The sequence below is a fragment of the Brevibacillus sp. MER 51 genome (assembly GCF_023714195.1).
Classification (GTDB): Bacteria; Bacillota; Bacilli; order Brevibacillales; family Brevibacillaceae; genus Brevibacillus.
In genome coordinates this window covers 1-18,095 of sequence record NZ_JAMAUS010000028.1, presented here as the reverse complement: position 1 = coordinate 18,095, position 18,095 = coordinate 1, and the positions used below count along the sequence as shown (strand labels likewise).

Annotated in this window: 20 protein-coding genes; 19 read left to right on the top strand and 1 reads right to left on the bottom strand. The window is 48.3% G+C overall.

The window, feature by feature from the left end:
• The first annotated feature begins 1 nt into the window (after position 1).
• From M3630_RS29630 to lysS, 19 genes are all read left to right on the top strand, one after another.
• Positions 2–919, top strand: a complete 918-nt coding sequence (locus tag M3630_RS29630) for a C40 family peptidase (protein ID WP_251254558.1) — start codon at positions 2–4, stop codon at positions 917–919.
• A 25-nt stretch (positions 920–944) separates the two neighbouring features.
• The gene (locus M3630_RS29625) at positions 945–1,904 is read left to right on the top strand and encodes an ABC transporter ATP-binding protein (protein ID WP_251254557.1); all 960 of its coding nucleotides are present in this window, start codon (positions 945–947) and stop codon (positions 1,902–1,904) included.
• Positions 1,905–2,154: 250 nt separating this feature from the next.
• The gene (locus tag M3630_RS29620; protein WP_088910250.1) at positions 2,155–3,099 is read left to right on the top strand and encodes a sigma-70 family RNA polymerase sigma factor; all 945 of its coding nucleotides are present in this window, start codon (positions 2,155–2,157) and stop codon (positions 3,097–3,099) included.
• Between the two features lie 188 nt (positions 3,100–3,287).
• On the top strand, positions 3,288–4,160 hold the full coding sequence (gene hslO, locus M3630_RS29615) for an Hsp33 family molecular chaperone HslO (RefSeq protein WP_173612462.1): 873 nt from the start codon (positions 3,288–3,290) through the stop codon (positions 4,158–4,160).
• A gap of 28 nt (positions 4,161–4,188) precedes the next feature.
• Positions 4,189–5,091 carry a peptidyl-prolyl cis-trans isomerase gene (locus M3630_RS29610; RefSeq protein WP_251254556.1) on the top strand — a complete coding sequence of 301 codons (903 nt, stop codon included), beginning with the start codon at positions 4,189–4,191 and terminating at the stop codon, positions 5,089–5,091.
• Between the two features lie 81 nt (positions 5,092–5,172).
• Positions 5,173–6,105: a cysteine synthase A gene (gene cysK / locus M3630_RS29605; protein ID WP_251254555.1), complete on the top strand. Its 933-nt coding sequence runs from the start codon at positions 5,173–5,175 to the stop codon at positions 6,103–6,105.
• A gap of 118 nt (positions 6,106–6,223) precedes the next feature.
• Positions 6,224–7,717, top strand: coding sequence for an anthranilate synthase component I family protein (locus M3630_RS29600; protein ID WP_251254554.1), 1,494 nt, complete (start codon positions 6,224–6,226; stop codon positions 7,715–7,717).
• Positions 7,718–7,734: 17 nt separating this feature from the next.
• Positions 7,735–8,319 carry an aminodeoxychorismate/anthranilate synthase component II gene (pabA, locus tag M3630_RS29595; protein ID WP_012683942.1) on the top strand — a complete coding sequence of 195 codons (585 nt, stop codon included), beginning with the start codon at positions 7,735–7,737 and terminating at the stop codon, positions 8,317–8,319.
• 136 nt (positions 8,320–8,455) lie between these two features.
• A complete protein-coding gene (locus M3630_RS29590; RefSeq protein WP_251254553.1) occupies positions 8,456–10,099 on the top strand; it encodes a PhoX family protein in 1,644 nt (547 codons plus the stop codon).
• 20 nt (positions 10,100–10,119) lie between these two features.
• Positions 10,120–10,320: a twin-arginine translocase TatA/TatE family subunit gene (tatA, locus tag M3630_RS29585; protein WP_017247013.1), complete on the top strand. Its 201-nt coding sequence runs from the start codon at positions 10,120–10,122 to the stop codon at positions 10,318–10,320.
• Between the two features lie 69 nt (positions 10,321–10,389).
• Positions 10,390–11,118, top strand: coding sequence for a twin-arginine translocase subunit TatC (gene tatC / locus M3630_RS29580; protein ID WP_173612467.1), 729 nt, complete (start codon positions 10,390–10,392; stop codon positions 11,116–11,118).
• A gap of 38 nt (positions 11,119–11,156) precedes the next feature.
• A complete protein-coding gene (pabC, locus tag M3630_RS29575) occupies positions 11,157–12,002 on the top strand; it encodes an aminodeoxychorismate lyase (protein WP_221869326.1) in 846 nt (281 codons plus the stop codon).
• Between the two features lie 52 nt (positions 12,003–12,054).
• The gene (gene folP / locus M3630_RS29570; protein ID WP_251254552.1) at positions 12,055–13,242 is read left to right on the top strand and encodes a dihydropteroate synthase; all 1,188 of its coding nucleotides are present in this window, start codon (positions 12,055–12,057) and stop codon (positions 13,240–13,242) included.
• A 2-nt stretch (positions 13,243–13,244) separates the two neighbouring features.
• The gene (gene folB, locus M3630_RS29565; RefSeq protein WP_251254551.1) at positions 13,245–13,616 is read left to right on the top strand and encodes a dihydroneopterin aldolase; all 372 of its coding nucleotides are present in this window, start codon (positions 13,245–13,247) and stop codon (positions 13,614–13,616) included.
• Positions 13,613–14,143, top strand: coding sequence for a 2-amino-4-hydroxy-6-hydroxymethyldihydropteridine diphosphokinase (gene folK / locus M3630_RS29560; RefSeq protein WP_251254550.1), 531 nt, complete (start codon positions 13,613–13,615; stop codon positions 14,141–14,143). Before folB ends, folK begins: the two co-directional genes overlap by 4 nt.
• Entirely contained in the window at positions 14,095–14,304 is a 210-nt protein-coding gene (locus M3630_RS29555) for a helix-turn-helix domain-containing protein (RefSeq protein WP_047074774.1), read from the top strand. Before folK ends, M3630_RS29555 begins: the two co-directional genes overlap by 49 nt.
• 70 nt (positions 14,305–14,374) lie before the next feature.
• Positions 14,375–15,403 (top strand): tRNA dihydrouridine synthase DusB, encoded by a 1,029-nt coding sequence (dusB, locus tag M3630_RS29550; protein WP_221869329.1) that lies wholly within the window; start codon positions 14,375–14,377, stop codon positions 15,401–15,403.
• A 217-nt stretch (positions 15,404–15,620) separates the two neighbouring features.
• On the top strand, positions 15,621–16,097 hold the full coding sequence (greA, locus tag M3630_RS29545; RefSeq protein ID WP_047074771.1) for a transcription elongation factor GreA: 477 nt from the start codon (positions 15,621–15,623) through the stop codon (positions 16,095–16,097).
• Between the two features lie 104 nt (positions 16,098–16,201).
• Positions 16,202–17,722 (top strand): lysine--tRNA ligase, encoded by a 1,521-nt coding sequence (lysS, locus tag M3630_RS29540; protein ID WP_012683951.1) that lies wholly within the window; start codon positions 16,202–16,204, stop codon positions 17,720–17,722.
• 148 nt (positions 17,723–17,870) lie between these two features.
• Here the strand turns inward: lysS and M3630_RS29535 are convergent.
• The coding region (locus tag M3630_RS29535; RefSeq protein ID WP_251254549.1) for a hypothetical protein at positions 17,871–18,095 on the bottom strand (225 nt) is incomplete at its 5' end.

The following is an 18,095-nucleotide window of genomic DNA, read 5'->3' as shown; positions in this document are numbered from 1 at the left end:
GATGAAATCTGCTATAGTTTCTGTTTCTGTCGCCACTGTGTGGACCAAGCCGGAGTCGCCGCGTGATATTGACCAAGTAGCGCTCCAATCCCCGGTAGATGCACGAAGCTGGCTCGCTTCCCTTACTGTAGAAGAGAAGCTTGGTTTTTACGACAATAACGCGATTCAAACTCAAGCGCTGTATGGTACCCGCGTAGAGGTAGTCGAGGAGCATGGGGAATGGTCACAAATTCTGATTCCTGATCAGACAACGAACAAAAACGCAACAGGCTATCCCGGCTGGGTACCGTCTCGTCAGTTAGCACCGTGGTCAGATGCTTTTGAGGTACAGCAAGGCCAAAAGCTGGCAATGGTCACGGCGGCGTTTACCCATCTACATACAGCCGACCAAAAGCCAGACCTGGAGCTTGCGTTTTTGACCAAACTGCCGCTGATTGGGGAAACCGCGGACTGGGTAACGGTAGCGACACCGAACGGTACAGGACTTTTGCCAAAAGCAGACGTCCAAATCGTCAGAGTAAACGAGCCCATCGAGCTTTCCGGTAATCGTGGAGAGGCAATCGTAGAAGCGGGCAAGCGATTCCTCAACCTGCATTATTTATGGGGCGGCATGTCCTCTTACGGGTATGACTGCTCAGGATTTGCGTACAACATGCACCGATCTGTCGGTCTCCAGATTCCGCGTGATGCATCTGATCAGGCAAAAGCCGGACAGCTCGTGGAAAAAGAAGCGTTGCTTCCGGGGGATCTGCTGTTTTTTGCCCATGAAGAGGGGAAAGGCAGAGTCCATCACGTAGGCATTTATATGGGGAATGGTGAAATGATTCATTCTCCGGATTCGCGAAGTGCCATCGAGATCGTCAAGCTGGATGGCTACAAGCTCGAAAAGGAACATTGTATCTCCAGACGATACTGGTAAACGGATAACGGGGAGGAGTGGCCAGATGCAACGAAAGAAGCTGGTCCAGGTAAAGAACCTGACAAAAACCTTTACGTTGGGTAAAGGGCTCTCACTTACGGCAGCGGACAATGTTTCCTTCGATATATACGAGGGAGAAACGTTTGGACTGGTAGGGGAATCTGGCTGCGGTAAATCGACCACAGGCCGTACAATTATCGGATTGTATCAACCGACGACAGGTGAGATCATTTTTGACGGGCAAAACGTCCACCAGGCATCATCTGCTGAGCGGAGCAAGCTGACACGCCATATGCAAATGATTTTTCAGGACCCATATGCTTCTCTGAACCCTCGAATGAACATAGCGGAAATCATTTCGGAGGGCCTGCATCTAAATGGGCTATATAAAGGGAAGGAACGGATAAAACGTGTGATTGAGCTATTGGAGATGGTTGGTTTGCAAAAAGAGCATGCCAACCGTTTCCCGCACGAGTTCAGTGGTGGTCAGCGACAGCGGATAGGGATTGCGCGGGCACTTGCCGTCAATCCTACCTTCATTATTGCCGATGAGCCGATTTCCGCACTCGATGTTTCGGTTCAGGCACAGGTCGTTAACTTAATGAAGAAATTGCAGCAGGAACAAAAGCTGACGTACTTGTTTATCGCGCATGATTTGGCAATGGTCAAGCACATTAGCGATCGTATTGGCGTCATGTATTTGGGCAATATGGTCGAGATGACTGCCAGTGAAATCCTTTACGAATCACCGAAGCATCCTTACACGCAGGCGTTGTTGTCAGCTATTCCTGTCCCCGATCCCGACTTGGAGAAAAGTCGTGAGCGCACCATTATCGAAGGAGACGTTCCGAGCCCGATCAATCCACCTAGTGGCTGTGTGTTCCGTACGCGCTGTCCGGTCGCCAAAGCAGTATGTGCCGAAAAGAAGCCTATCTGGCAGGAAGTAGACACCAACCACTTCGTCGCCTGTCACTTGTATCAGTAGTCTTCGGTTTTATCAGAAGATTCGACATTGTCTTTTTGCCATCCTTGGTATTAGGGATGGCTTTTTCTTCATAAACTTTTAACTCTAACCTATGAAAGGGCTTTCATCAACTGTTCTGAGAGGAGAACTGTTAATATTCTGTTAACTGGCAGGAATCGAACGGGTTTTGTCGAAATACGGATACAGTAAAACATTCCGTGACTCACCTACTTCATCGTGATCTTCCATTCCAGAGAAGTGAGGGTTGCATATGACTCTGAGTACCTCCTCGTTCCATTCAACTCCCCGTCGCTGGCGGGAAGTGGAGACACAGTTGGGAATTGTTGTCCCTAGATCGCTTCGATCGGACACTTCTGCTCTACTGTTTTTGGAAAGCGTCGCTGCAACACCCATGTTGGACAAAGAAGAAGAGCTTGCTTGCCTGATTCGCTATCAAAGGGATGGCGATCTTGAAGCACGTGAAACGATTGTGCGCGCCTATTTACGATACGTAGTTAGTACCGCTTTGCGCCATTTGAAAAGAGGGATGCCGTTCCTGGATTTGATTCAGGAGGGCACGATAGGTTTGTTTACTGCGATTGACAAATTTGATGTGGGACGAGGCGTGCGTCTCTATCATTACTCGCACTGGTGGATTTCTCAAGCGATCACCCGTGCCATCAACGACAAAGCAACTTTGATTCGCATTCCTGTCCACATGCATGAGCAGATTCGCCAGTATCAGAAGCAAGTCCTACATCTCGTCCATGCTTTGAACCGGACGCCAGATCGACAGGAGATTGCCGTACTCTTGGATATTCCATTAGAAAAGGTGGAGGCCATTGAACTGGCTCTCATGATGAAGATGGAATCCATCGACGCTGAGCTGGACAGTGAGAAATGGCAGGCTTGGCATGAAGACGAGAGCTTGAGCTACGCAGAAATCATGGATGATGGGTTGTCCTCGCTGGATGACTGGATTGAAAAAGTAGACCTTCGCTCGCAAATGCGCGCAGCGTTGGAGCGACTTAGTCCCCGAGCCCAAGAAATTATCTCCATGCGTTATGGTCTCTATGATGACCAAGTGTATACGCTGGAGGAAGTGGGGAAAATGTTTGGGCTTACCCGCGAGCGTATTCGCCAAATTGAAGCGACGACGATTGACCGATTGCGAACACAAAAAGCTTCGCACGTATTAAAAGATTATTTAACCTAACATAGGATTGGTTATTACGGCCCCTCTTCGTACAGAGGGGTTTTTTCTGTCAGAAATGGTCGAATTCTCAAAGTGTCAGACTCACAGCGGGAGAAGCGTAGTCTTTTTCTCCTTGTGGTAAACTGGTAAGATAGCTTCATGATTTTTTCGCTATTTTAAAGAGGGAGTTCGAAAAGGAGGATCGCTATATGGGCGATTATATGATAAGAGCAACGGGTTTTAATGGGCATGTTCGTGCATTTGCCGCACGCACGACGGAATCTGTCGAAGATATGCGTCGTCGTCACGACATGTGGAATACAGCGACAGCAGCAGCGGGACGTACGCTGACTATTACCTTGATGATGGGGGCTATGTTAAAAGGAAACGAGAGCCTTCATGTCAAAGTAAAAGGAGGCGGACCAATCGGGCAGATCATGGCGGAAGCAAACGCACATGGTGAAGGAATCGCGTATGTATCCAACCCGCACGTCCACTTTGAGCTAAACGAAAAAGGCAAGCTCGATGTAGCGCGTGCAGTGGGAACAGACGGGTTTGTGTACGTAACGAAAGATCTCGGTCTCAAGGAGCCGTATCAAGGCAGTGCGCCAATCGTCTCTGGTGAGATTGGAGAAGACTTCACTTATTATTTTGTGATGTCCGAGCAAACGCCTTCAGCAGTAGGGGTGGGTGTACTGGTGAATCCAGAAGACCGTTCTGTTTTGGCGGCGGGTGGTTTTATTCTTCAGCTGTTGCCAAATACGCCTGAAGAGGTTGTGGCAGCAATTGAAGAGCGTTTGGGACAGCTTCCACAGGTTTCTCGCATGATTGGTGAAGGTTTGACTCCTGAAGAGATTTTGGCCCGCGTATTGGATGATCCAAAAATCTTGAGCCGCACGGAGATTCAATTTAGCTGCAAATGTACAGCGGATAAGGTTGTTCAGGCACTGATCAGCATGGGACGCGAAGAAATGGAAAGTCTGATTGAGGAACAGGGCGAAGCTGAAGTACACTGTCATTTCTGTAATGAACGTTACCATTATGACAGATCCGCGTTGGAAGACATCCTGAAAGACATGTAAGCGCGGCGTCAAGTAGGGGAGTGTTGGCATGACCAACGTAAAAGGGTTGTGGGCATTCATTGGGGCGCTTGTATTGTTGCTGCTTGCCGTTACCTGGGCATGGTACCAGGCATCAGGCAAGCTGCAGCCTGCCGCCATCGTAGGGGATAAGACGATTAGCAACGATGAGTATGTAACGGCGCTGAAACAAAAATTCGGTAAGCAAGTGCTAAACGACATGATTAATCGGGAAGTCGTTTTTCAAGAGGCGAAGCGATCCGGTATCACGGTTGATCCGAAGCAGTTGGAGCAAGAGCTTTCCCAGATTCGCGACAGTTACGGAAGTCGGACAGACAGCGAGTTTGAGGCTGCGCTGTTAAAACAAGCGGGGACGACAGTGGAAGCCCTGAAGCAGGAGATTTCTTATCAAATCCTGCTGCAAACCTTGGCAACGAAGGACATGACCATCAAGGATGAAGAGATATTAAACGTCTACAATAGCCGATCTGACCGTTATACCCGACCAATGCAGATGCGTTTAGGACAAATCGTCGTGGCTTCAAAAAAAGAAGCGGAAAAAGTTTTGGCTGATTTGAAAAACGGGGCCGACTTTCAGACGATTGCCAAAGAGCGTTCGATTGATGCAGATACAGCGGCGAGTGGCGGGGATGTAGGCTGGGTTTCCATCAAGGATAATCGATTGCCTGACGAAGCGAAGCCCATCGTAGAAAAGCTGGAGAAAGACAAACATAGCGAAGCGATCAAAATACAGGATCAATACGTCATTTATCAACTGATAGAGCGTAGGGAAGCCAGTCAACGGACGTTTGAAGAGGTAAAAGAGGAGCTGCGCCGAGAAATCGCATTTGCCCAGGTCGAGTCGCTGGATGTCGTGCTGGAGCGATTGCGAAAATCGGTAGGGGTCCAGATTTCTGGGCAAATGCCTCATTGACCAAATAGGCTACCGTTGATATAATTATGTCAATAAATCCTAGCGTTTTACTCGGTTATAAAAATAGGAGGGGCAGAACATATGCGCGTGGCTAATTCCATTACCGATTTGATTGGATTTACTCCGCTTGTAAAGCTAAATCGTGTTGTCACCGAAGATATTGCAGACATTTACTTGAAGCTGGAGTTCTTCAACCCGGGCAGCAGTGTAAAAGACCGAATTGCGTTGTCGATGATTGAGGCAGCAGAGGCAGACGGAAGTCTGAAACCGGGTGATACCATCATTGAACCTACGAGCGGAAATACCGGTATTGGACTCGCGATGGTTGCTGCTGCAAAAGGATATCGTGCTATTCTGGTCATGCCAGAGACGATGAGTATGGAGCGCCGTAACCTGTTGCGTGCGTATGGTGCAGAGCTGGTTCTCACACCAGGCAGCGAAGGGATGGGCGGAGCGATTCGCAAAGCGGAAGAGCTGGCGAAAGAAGATAGCTCGTATTTCATTCCGCAACAATTTAAAAACCAGGCAAACCCGGCCATTCATCGTGAGACGACTGCTCGTGAACTGTTGGACCAAGCCAAGGAAATCGGCGGCGTAGATGCGTTTATTTCCGGTATCGGTACAGGCGGAACGATTACGGGTGTAGGGCAGGTTCTTCGTGAACACTATCCGAATGTACAAATCGTGGCTGTTGAGCCTGCGGCTTCGCCAGTTTTGTCTGGCGGCAAACCAGGTCCACATAAGATCCAAGGTATCGGGGCTGGCTTTGTTCCAGAAATTCTCGATACTCAAATTTACGACGAAATCATTAAGGTAGAAAACGAGGACGCTTTTGAAACTGCGCGTCGTGTGGCTCGTCAGGAAGGCATTCTCGGCGGGATTTCTTCTGGAGCAGCGATCCATGCGGCTCTGCAAGTAGCAGCGAAGCTCGGCAAAGGCAAAAAAGTGATCGTTGTCATTCCTTCGAATGGGGAGCGTTATTTGTCCACACCTCTATATCAGTTCGAAGATTAATTGTAAAAAGATACCGCAAGACCACGGAGCCGCGTTGGCCACGTGGTCTTTTCTTTTTGTATCAGGCAACTATATAATGAACGGATAAATAGTGAAAACCGGAGCGTGAAGAGGAAGAATGTTCCCTACCTTTGCTGATTGTCAGACATATGCCTTATCTTATTCGTTGGTTCCCCTAGCCCTGCGTAGACCGTGGTCTTCGACGATTGATCCGTGGCAGGTGCTCACAAAGTTACAGCCTTCTCTGCAAAATGCTATCCTGCTGGAAAGTGGACGAGCTGGGCGGTATACCTTTTTGGCATATGAGCCTATCGCTACGCTGCGCAGTCAGCGAGGAGAAACAATCGTTTCGTACCCAGAAGGAAAAATTGAAAGCATAGATACTCACAACCCATTGAGTGCTTTGCGAGAGATGCTATCTCGTTACCGTACGCCTACGCTTCCAAGTATGCCGGATTTTTCCGGAGGGGCCGTAGGTTATATCAGCTATGAGATGAACCGCTTTTTTGAGCCCAGCTTGCCACAGATAGCGACTGACGACTTACAGTTGCCAGACCTGTATGTTATGATAATGCAAGACCTTCTTGTCTTTGATCATGAGACCCGAGAGATCATTTGCCTGACGCATTTGAACGCGGACAATTTGACTGAAGAGAGCTATCGACATGCAGAACTCCAGCTGGAAAAACGTATGGACTCGATTGCTTCATTGGCAATGGAGCGGGATGAGACAGATTGGGAAGCGTTGCGCAAAAGACCGCTTGCCAAGCTAGTGCCAGCGTCCGTATCCTTTGCCAAAGACCAATTCGAGAATGCTGTTCGTCGGGTGCAGGAGTACATCGCCCAAGGGGATGTTTTTCAGGTCAATCTGTCGGTACGGCAGAGCAAGCCAGTGCAGGTGACTGCCCCAGAAGTGTACGATGTGCTTCGCAAGCTGAATCCGTCTCCTTATATGGGCTATCTGAGCTTCCCTGAATTTCAATTGGTTAGTGCCTCGCCAGAGCTACTTGTAAAGGTAAAAGGCAAGGAAGTGCATACTCGTCCAATCGCCGGTACACGTCCGCGTGGAGTAACGGACGAGCAAGACGATGCGTTGGCACGTGAGCTGATCGATAATGAAAAGGAACGCGCAGAGCATGTCATGCTGGTTGATCTGGAACGTAATGACATGGGCCGCGTCTGTCGCTTTGGCAGTGTGGAGGTCAGCGAATTCATGGTCGTGGAGAAATATTCCCACGTCATGCATATCGTCTCTCACGTCAAAGGAGAGCTGGCAGCAGGCAAGGATGCGCTTGATGCGATCGAAGCGACTTTTCCGGGAGGAACGATCACCGGAGCGCCAAAAGTTCGCACGATGGAAATCATCGAAGAGCTGGAGCCAGTCAAGCGAGGCGTCTATACGGGATCAATCGGCTGGTTTGGCTTCAATGGCGATATCGAGGTCAACATTGCCATCCGCACGATGGTGATCAAGGATGGCGTAGCTCATGTGCAGGCTGGAGCGGGTATCGTGATTGATTCGGTTCCAGAGGCAGAGTACGCCGAGTCATTGAAAAAGGCAGAAGCGTTGTGGAAAGCGCTTGAGTTGAGCGAGCAGAGAACGATGAGTTGAGAGGAGACGAGTGTACGATGATTTTGATGATTGATAACTACGATTCCTTTACCTACAATTTGGTGCAGTATGTGGGAGAGCTTGGGGAAGAGCTGCAAGTGTATCGCAATGACAAAATTACACTGGAAGAAATCGAGCGATTGGCACCTGATTATTTGATGGTGTCTCCAGGGCCGTGCACGCCAAATGAAGCGGGGATCAGCATGGATGCGATCCGCCATTTTGCCGGAAAAATTCCGATTATGGGTGTTTGTTTGGGCCATCAGTCCATTGGGCAAGTGTTTGGCGGAAAAGTCATTCGGGCCGAGCGCTTGATGCACGGAAAAACGTCTGAGGTTTTCCATGATGGCAAAACGATCTTTCAGGACATCCCTTCTCCTTTTACAGCGGCACGCTATCATTCCTTGATTATTGAGGAAGCGTCCATTCCGAGTGAGCTGGAAGTAACCGCCCGGACAGCCGAAGGAGAAATCATGGCTGTGCGCCATCGGGAGTACCCAATTGAGGGCGTCCAGTTCCACCCTGAATCGATTATTACCGAGCACGGCAAGCAATTGCTGAAAAACTTCCTTACCGCATACGCGCGTCACACGACAGGTTGACACATAGATACGACAGGAAAACCGCCTTTTTTCGAGGGCGGTTTTTTATTTACATACTCTTTATATAACATTCATGGTTCCTCGATATACGGCTTGTACAATGAAACCGAAGAAGGCAAAAAAGGAGAGATAGTAAATGGATGTAAATCGTCGACAGTTTTTGACTTATCTCGGTGTAGGGACAGCGGCGTTGGCTTCGGTAGCAACAGGAATTCCTGCCCTGGCAGCTGGTGGTACCCTATCAGGAAAAACGGCCGATCATCTGTTTGGTCTCGATACAAAGAAGCATAACTTCAATCCGAAATTCAAAGAAATTCATCCGACTACAAAAGACGATGTTGTACTGCCGGACGGTTTTAAATACGATGTAGTGGCTTCCTATGGCGATAAGATCAATGCGGCAGGAGATACCTTCGGGTTCAACAACGACTTCACCTGTTTCCTGCCAATCGAAGGCAAGTCCGATCATGGCCTCTTGTGGGTAAATCACGAATATTTAGGTGAATTGGAATATTACGTAAACGGTTATGACTATCTGAATGCTGATTCTAAGGACAACAAACGTACCCCTGCACAAATCGAAAAATACTTGTATGCACTTGGCGGTTCCATTATTGAAATCAAAAAAGAAAATGGCACATGGAAGCTTGTTTCCGATTCCAAATATGGTCGTCGGGTAAGCGGGCTGACCAAGCATGTGCTGACGGGTCCAGCAGCTTCCATTGCTAAAGAAGTAACCGGAACATTTGCGAACTGCTCCGGCGGCGTGACGATGTGGAATACAATTCTTTCCTGCGAGGAAAACTACATGGACGTCGTCGGTGATTGCAAGCTGCCTGAAGCCGAGCACTATGGCTGGGTTGTTGAGGTAGATCCATTTGATCCGAAATCGACTCCGAAGAAGCATACAGCATTGGGCAGATTCTCCCACGAAAACACGGCAATGGTTCTGGCTCCGTCTGGACAACTGGTCGTCTACATGGGAGATGATGCGAAAGACCAATACGTGTATAAGTATGTATCCAAAGGTAAGTACGATCCGAAGGCGGGAAAAAGCAATTCCAAGCTGCTTGAAGAGGGGACATTGTACGTTGCCAACTTCGGTAAGGGTAAATGGATTCCGTTGGATTTCGCAACAAATGAAGCGCTGAAAAAAGCAGTCGATGCAGATGGCAAACCGATGTTTGCTTCTCAGGCTGACGTGCTTCTCAACTGCCGAGATGCATCCAAAGCAGTAGGGGCTACCCCGATGGATCGCCCAGAAGACCTGGAAGTTCATCCGATTGATGGTTCCGTCTTCATTGCCTTGACCAACAACGACAAGCATGGCAACTTCTACGGACAAATCGTTCGTCTGTTCGAGAATGACAACAACCATGCAGGTTTGGAGTTTACGTTTGAGATTTTTGCAGCAGGTGGACCACAAAGCGGTTTTGCGGCGCCAGACAACATGGCTTTCGACAGTGCGGGTAACCTGTGGGTCGTGACAGACATCTCGTCCTCGTCGATGAACAGCGGCATTTATAAATCCTTTGGAAACAATGGTGTGTTTTTCATTCCAACAACGGGTAACAGCAAGGGAGAAGCCGCACAATTCGCGTCTGCACCAGTAGGCGCTGAAATGACAGGTCCTTGGTTTACTCCTGATGAAAAAACACTGTTCCTGGCGGTGCAGCATCCAGGTGAAAACCTGAAGTCGTACGACAAGCCAACCAGCCACTGGCCTAAAGGCGGAAATGCAGTAGCCATGCCGAGCGTGATTGCTATTACAGGTTTCTAGGACAAGGAGTGTAACAGACTATGCTGTCGAGCATCGGTATTCCTGGATTAATTCTGATCCTGATCATTGCTTTGGTGATTTTCGGGCCGAGTAAACTGCCAGAGATCGGTCGTGCTTTTGGACGAACCTTGACCGAATTTAAAACCGCAGCAAAAGATTTGACCAAAGACGATGATGAAAAAGAGAAGGCTCCAGAAGAAGCGTTGAAACGAATTAACTAATCCGGCCTGAGTGAAGGCGGTGCGTACACGAGACGCACTGCCTTTTTCCGCGCATGAGGAGGAGTTCGAGTGAGCAAAGAGATGCCTATACTTGAGCATGTGACAGACCTGCGCCGCAGAATTTTGATTGTGCTGTCCGTTCTTGTTGTCAGTATGGTTATCTGCTTTTTATTTGTGGATCATATTTATTTGGCGTTAGCGAATCATTCAGGGGAAAAGCTGGCGATCCTTGGGCCGGGAGATATCCTGTCGATCTATGTAAAGCTGGCCGCAGTCGGTGCGCTTGCGATTACAATCCCGGTTGCGGCTTATCAAGTTTGGCGCTTTGTGGTGCCCGCATTGGAAGAAAGAGAGCGAAAAGTGGCGCTCATGTATATCCCGGCTCTATTCCTGCTGTTTATTTTCGGGCTTTCCTTCGCCTACTTTGTGCTATTTCCGATGATGTACAAATTTGTGTTGGGTTTATCCAACGGGAATTTTGAACTGGTCATTACAGCGAACGATTACTTCACCTTTATGCTCAATCTTTGCCTTCCGTTTGGGTTGCTTTTTGAACTGCCGGTTGTCGTTTTGTTTTTGAGCCATTTGGGGATTCTCAACCCGCATCGCTTGGCTAAAATACGCAAACCGGCCTATTTGGTGCTCGCGATTATCTCGATTACTATTACGCCGCCTGATTTCCTCTCCGATATTATGGTAATTGTGCCACTTATCGTTTTATATGAAATCTCCATTACTATCTCGCGTTTCGTACACGGCAAACGCTCGGAGGAAACGGAACTTTCTTCGGAAGTGTGATATGATGCTCTCGACTATATTATCGGGAGAGAGCGCAGATGCACGTTTATGCTAACGGGACGATTTGTCCGGCTCATGAGGCTACAGTATCGATATTGGATCACGGGTTTTTGTACGGTATTGGTTTGTTTGAAACCTTACGTGTATACGACCGCAAGCTATTTCTATGGGATGCTCATTACGCCCGGCTTTGTTCCGGGCTTTTTGCGTTGCAGATTCAACCTGCTTGGACAAGGGAAGAGCTGGCGGAAGCCATTTTGATGACCATCGATGCAAACGAGTTGCGTGATGCTTACGTCCGCTTGAGTATTACGGCTGGCGCAGAAGGGGTGGGCTTGGTAGCAGAGGGCTACGAGCGTCCGTCCTTATTTGTATTTGCCAAACCTGTAGCACCTCTGGCAGTACCTCCTCCGCCAAAACGATTGCAGACATTGGCGTTGGCGAGACAGACAGCGGAAGGCAAGCAGCGCTTTAAATCGCACAATTACTTAAACAATGCTCTTGCACGTCAAGAACTCGGCGCCCGTCCGGATGTGGAAGGTCTGTTTTTGACGCATGATGGCTTCGTGGCGGAAGGAATTGTGAGCAATGTGTTCTGGGTCAAGAATGGCAAGCTGTTTACCCCTTCTATTGATACAGGCATTCTGGATGGTGTGACGCGGCGACATGTTTTGACTTTGGCACAGCAATTATCCATGCCTGTCGAAGAAGGTCGATATCGCCTGGAAGAGCTGCTCAACGCCGATGAAGTCTTTACGACAAATTCCGTGCAAGAGATCGTTCCGATTTCCGAAATTGACGGGCAATCCCTCCCTTCGACATATGGTGCATATTCGTGCGAACTGCACCGCGCCTACCGTCAGTCTGTAGCGGCTAGCGAGTAAATTATGGTATGCTACTATTCAATGTGCGAAGACGGAAAAAGGGAGTTTGATCATGAAATACAATTCATTTCGAATCCATGCTGCGACCTTCGCTGAGATGGTATCGGAGCTTGTCAGAAGGGGAGTTCCTGTTCCAGAAGCGGAACGCATGACGGAAGCGGAGACGAGCCTAAAGATTCATACGGAAAACATGAGTGTGGCAACAGCACAGGGTCTGAGAGAGATTATGCACTCTTTCGATGCGGAAGCCGTTATCTCAGATCAACCAGGTACTGCCGACAAAAAATACGTGCTGCTGTTGGCTTCACACAAGAAGATGGATTTGGCGTTGGATTATATGAAAACCCAAACAGAAGAACTACGAGCGTTGGCGGCAGAGGTACGGGAAGTTTTAGCTATGCCTGCCAAGCTTCGTGCGCGGCGCGAGCTAAACTGTGGTCAGTATGTCCTGCCACTGGGGGAGCGCACGCTAGTCATGGGTATTTTGAATGTGACACCGGATTCATTCTCGGATGGCGGTCGCTATGTCGATGTGGAGGCAGCACTGGCACAAGCACGTGCAATGGTTGAAGCTGGAGCCGACCTGATTGATATCGGGGGAGAATCGACACGTCCGGGGTCGGAAGCAGTCGATGAGGCGACGGAGTTGGACAGAGTGCTGCCAGTCATTCGGATACTTGCACAGGAATTGTCTGTTCCGCTGTCCATTGACACGTACAAAGCGGCGGTTGCAGAACGGGCCATTTCGGAAGGGGCACATATCATAAATGATGTATGGGGAGCAAAGCGTGACCCGCGGATGGCAGAGGTCGCTGCCCGTCTCGATGTACCCATTATCCTGATGCACAATCGCGAAGACACGGACTATCATGACTTTTTCCCTAACTATATCAAAGACCTGCGTGAGTCAGTACAGATCGCCTTGCAGGCAGGGGTAAAACAGGAGCGAATCATCCTCGATCCGGGGATCGGGTTTGTTAGGACTGTCGAGCAAAATCTCGAAACGATGCGCAGACTGGATGACTTGGTAGGGCTGGGCTATCCCGTTCTGCTTGCCACTTCACGCAAGCGGATGATTGGTCATGTTCTCGACTTGCCTGTAGATGAGCGTGTCGAAGGTACAGCAGCGACAGTTGCTCTCGGGGCGGCAAAAGGCTGTCATATGGTACGGGTGCATGACGTCAAAGAAATGAAGCGTGTTACGAAGATGATGGATGCGATGCTAAAAGGGGGCATTTAACCTTGGATAAAATCTACTTCAATGGCATGTCTTTTTACGGATATCACGGTGTGTTTGGAGCAGAGGCTGAACTGGGCCAACGGTTTTATGTCGATTTGGAGCTATCGCTTGATTTATCCAAAGCCGGAGCAAGTGACGATCTTCACGATACAGTCAATTACGCCGATATCTTTACTTGTGTGCAAAAAATTGTCGAGGGTGAACGGTTTCATTTGGTAGAAAAACTGACTGCTGTGATAGCAGAAAGTCTACTGGAGCAATTCCCTTTGCATGAAGTCAAAGCAAAAGTGACCAAGCCGAATCCGCCGATCAATGGGCATTACGAGTCGGTTGCGATTGAGATGATCCGTAGAAGAGAGGATTTTGCTTCATGACAGTTTGTGCGTATTTGGCGCTAGGCTCCAACCTCGGGGATCGGGCACAGAACTTGCGCCGGGCGATACAGAAGTTGAACGAGCAACCTGGAATTCGCGTGCTTCGTGTCTCTTCTGTTTATGAGACTGATCCATTTGGTAACGTCGAACAAGACGCATTTCTTAATATGGTGATCGCTGTGGAAACAGAACAGACCCCGGATCAGCTTTTAGAGACGGCATTGTCAGTAGAGCGAGAGCTGGGACGTGTGCGAACGATTCGATGGGGACCGCGCACGATAGATATTGACTTACTGTTGTACGGGACATCTCGTGTTTCGCAAGACAATCTCATGATTCCTCATCCTGGGCTGAGCGAGCGTGCTTTTGTACTCGTGCCGCTTCGAGACGTTTGGGAAGGCGGCGTTTTACCTGAGCATAACCAGACCATTGATCATTATCTTTCCTTATTGGTAGAAGATCACAAGGGGGTACGTGAGTGGGGAGCAATCAACTGGGAAACCGAATCCGGTCCTTCCGAAAGCTAAAAGGGTATACACAACAGTCCCTTTCGGAAAAGATGGGAGTGTCACTGTCGTTTGTTGGATCACTAGAGAGAGGGACTCGTACGCCAACAGAGCCTGTATTACGGAAGATCGCCAGCACTTTACAGGTAGACTACGATGAATTATGTGCTATAAATAAGTGATGTAATGAAGTTTGGATAGGATTGTCCTCTCCAAGACCCCGACGAAGCGGGAATAAGGAGGCGAAAATAGATGAAAATCGGTAATATCGAATTAAAGAACAACGTAGTACTCGCTCCAATGGCAGGTGTCTGTAATCCTGCTTTTCGTCTGATTGCCAAGGAGTTCGGTACCGGATTGGTTTGCGCTGAGATGGTAAGCGACAAGGGCATTGTGCATGGAAACAAAAAAACGATGGATATGTTGTTTGTCGACGAACGCGAAAAACCACTAAGTTTGCAGATTTTTGGTGGAGACAAGGAAACCTTGGTGAGTGCGGCGAAATATGTAGACCAGCATACGAACGCGGATATCATTGATATCAACATGGGCTGTCCTGTGCCGAAAATTACGAGCTGTGATGCAGGTGCGCGTCTGTTGCTCGATCCGGATAAAATTTACGAAGTTGTTTCGGCTGTGGTCGATGCGGTCGACAAGCCGGTTACTGTGAAGATGAGATTGGGCTGGGACGAAGATCATCTGTATGTACTGGATAACGCCAAGGCAGTAGAACGTGCAGGCGGCAAAGCGATTGCTGTTCATGGACGCACCCGTGTACAAATGTACAAAGGGAAAGCGGACTGGGACTGGATTCGTCGGGTAAAGGAAACCGTTTCGATCCCGGTGATCGGAAACGGGGATGTGGCTACTCCTGAGGATGCGAGACGCATGCTGGATACAACGGGTTGCGATGGTGTTATGATTGGACGGGCTGCCCTCGGAAATCCATGGATGCTGTATCGCACCATTCAATACCTGACGACAGGCGAGCTTGGTCCAGAGCCAACCGCACGTGAAAAGATGAATATTTGTTTATTGCATGCAGAGCGTTTAATCGCGCTGAAGGGTCCGAGAGTGGGAGTCCTTGAGATGCGCAAGCACGCGGCGTATTACTTGAAAGGCTTGAAGGGCTCGACGCACACGAAAAATCTCGTGAATGCGGTTGAGACAGAAGAGGAGCTTCGCAGCGTCCTCATGAACTTTGTCGACTGGATTGAAAACTACGCAGATGACAGCGAAGAACCGCTGGAAACAGCACGTGATGAGGCTGTCAGCTACTAAAATTGGTGGTTCATTCCAGACATTGACAAGGGTTCCTTCATATCCTATAATACTCCGTAATATTGGGAGCCGAGCTGCCAGTCCACACTGGCAGCTTTACCTTTGAACCTCACAGACGATTGCATTCTGCTGTATATTGTATAGAACATCTACATATAATCCTTTGTACTTTACCCAGTATAAATGGAATCATTTTTTAAAACGGGGGAATTGAACCATGTCTGAAAAAGAAGTCATCCTTACACCGGAAGGTTTAACAAAACTTGAACAAGAGCTTGAAGATTTGAAAACGGTTAAACGCAAGGAAGTAGCTGCTCGTATTAAAGAAGCGATTAGCTTTGGAGATATCAGTGAGAACTCTGAATACGAAGAGGCAAAGAATGAGCAAGCGTTCATCGAAGGCCGCATTCTGACGCTGGAAAAAATGCTGCGCAATGCCCGCATCATCACAAATGAAGATGTAGATACAGGTGTTGTAAGCGTTGGTTCCCGTGTGAAGCTGAAAGACCTCGAGTTCGGTGATGTTGTCGATTACACGATTGTAGGTTCAGCTGAATCCGATCCGATGAACAACAAGATTTCCAACGAGTCCCCGGTAGGTCAAGCGCTTCTTGGCAAAGCAAAAGGCGCGATTGTTGACGTTAACGTACCGGCAGGAGTCATTCAGTACGAGATTCTTGATATTAACCTGTAAGCAGTCGATCTATGGCGTACCTTTTGCGAGGTACGCCGTATCGCTATTATAAAAGTCTGTACAAAATTGTTAATGCAGGCATTTTCTAGAGGAGTGAGAGTAAAATGGCAAACGAGCAAGACCTTCAGCAAGAAGAACAGCAACAGGAAGGGCTCCACGAGCTTCTTCAAGTGCGTCACGACAAAATGAATCAATTGCGTGAGTGGGGCTTTGATCCGTTCGGTAAAAAATTCGAGCAAACGCATCACGCTGCGGATATAACGAAAGCTTTTAGCGAAAAGAGCAAGGAAGAGCTGGAAGCGGAAGAGAACGTGGTTACGATTGCAGGACGATTGATGGCGAAACGCGGAATGGGTAAAGCGAGCTTTGCTCAACTGCTGGATCGTTCCGGTCAGATTCAAATCTACGTTCGTCAGGATACCGTTGGCGAAGAGCTGAGCAAAGTATTTGATTTGGCGGATATCGGTGACATGATCGGTGTAACTGGTGTTGTTTTCAAAACAAAAACGGGCGAGCTCAGTGTAAAAGCAAAGGAACTGTCCTACCTGACGAAATCACTGCGTCCACTGCCTGAGAAATACCATGGTCTCAAAGATATCGAGACTCGCTACCGTAAGCGTTACGTGGATTTGATTGTAAACCCGGAGGTTCGCGATACATTCATTACGCGTAGCCGCATTCTGACTTCAATGCGTCGTTATTTGGACAACCTTGGCTACCTGGAAGTAGAAACACCTACACTTCACGCGATTGCCGGTGGTGCATCTGCTCGTCCATTTATCACGCACCACAATGCTTTGGATATGCAGCTGTATATGCGTATTGCAATTGAGCTGCACTTGAAACGACTGATTGTCGGTGGCTTGGAAAAGGTGTATGAGATCGGTCGCGTATACCGTAATGAAGGGATCTCTACTCGTCACAACCCTGAGTTCACGATGATTGAGCTGTACGAAGCATATGCGGACTACCAAGATATCATGAGCCTGACTGAAGAAATGGTTGCTCATATCGCACAGGAAGTATTGGGCACCATGAAAATTCAGTACCAAGGCAATGAGATTGACCTGACACCAAAATGGCGTCGTGTACACATGGTCGATTTGATTAAGGAAAATCTCGGTGTCGATTTCTGGAAGGAAATGAGCGACGATGAAGCGCGTGCTCTGGCAAAAGAGCATGGCGTATCCGTTGAGCCTCACCATACGTTCGGACATGTAGTGAATGAATTCTTTGAGCAAAAGCTGGAGCATACACTGATTCAACCTACATTTGTTTACGGTCATCCTGTGGCGATTTCGCCATTGGCGAAGAAAAATGACCAGGATCCGCGATTCACGGATCGTTTTGAGCTGTTTATCGTAGCTCGTGAGCATGCTAATGCATTTACAGAGCTCAATGATCCGATTGACCAGCGTGAACGCTTTGAAGCACAGCTCTTGGAAAAAGAAGCTGGTAACGACGAAGCGCATGATATGGATGACGATTTCATTGAAGCGCTTGAGTACGGTATGCCGCCAACTGGAGGATTAGGAATCGGAATTGATCGACTGGTAATGCTGTTGACCAACTCGCCTTCCATTCGCGACGTACTGCTGTTCCCTCATATGCGTAACCGCGACTAGTCTTGCAGAATAGAACCATCTGAGAAAAACTCAGGTGGTTTTATTTTTTTACTTGCACTTAAAAAGGTTAAGTGTTATATTAATACCTGTTCTTCTTTTTTACTTAATCGATCACAAAAATGATGTGAAAATAGTTCTTGCTTTTCCTTCAAGATATGTGATAGATTAATGAGGTCGCTGAAAAACAAGTTAAAAAAACTTGTTGACACGGCATGGACAACCTGATAAGATGAAATGGTTGTTGTGAAAATGCTCTTTGAAAACTGAACAGCGAAAGCGTTAATGAGTCTATCATTAAATGATTTGCCAGCTTTGAACCAGTAACAAACTTTATTGGAGAGTTTGATCCTGGCTCAGGACGAACGCTGGCGGC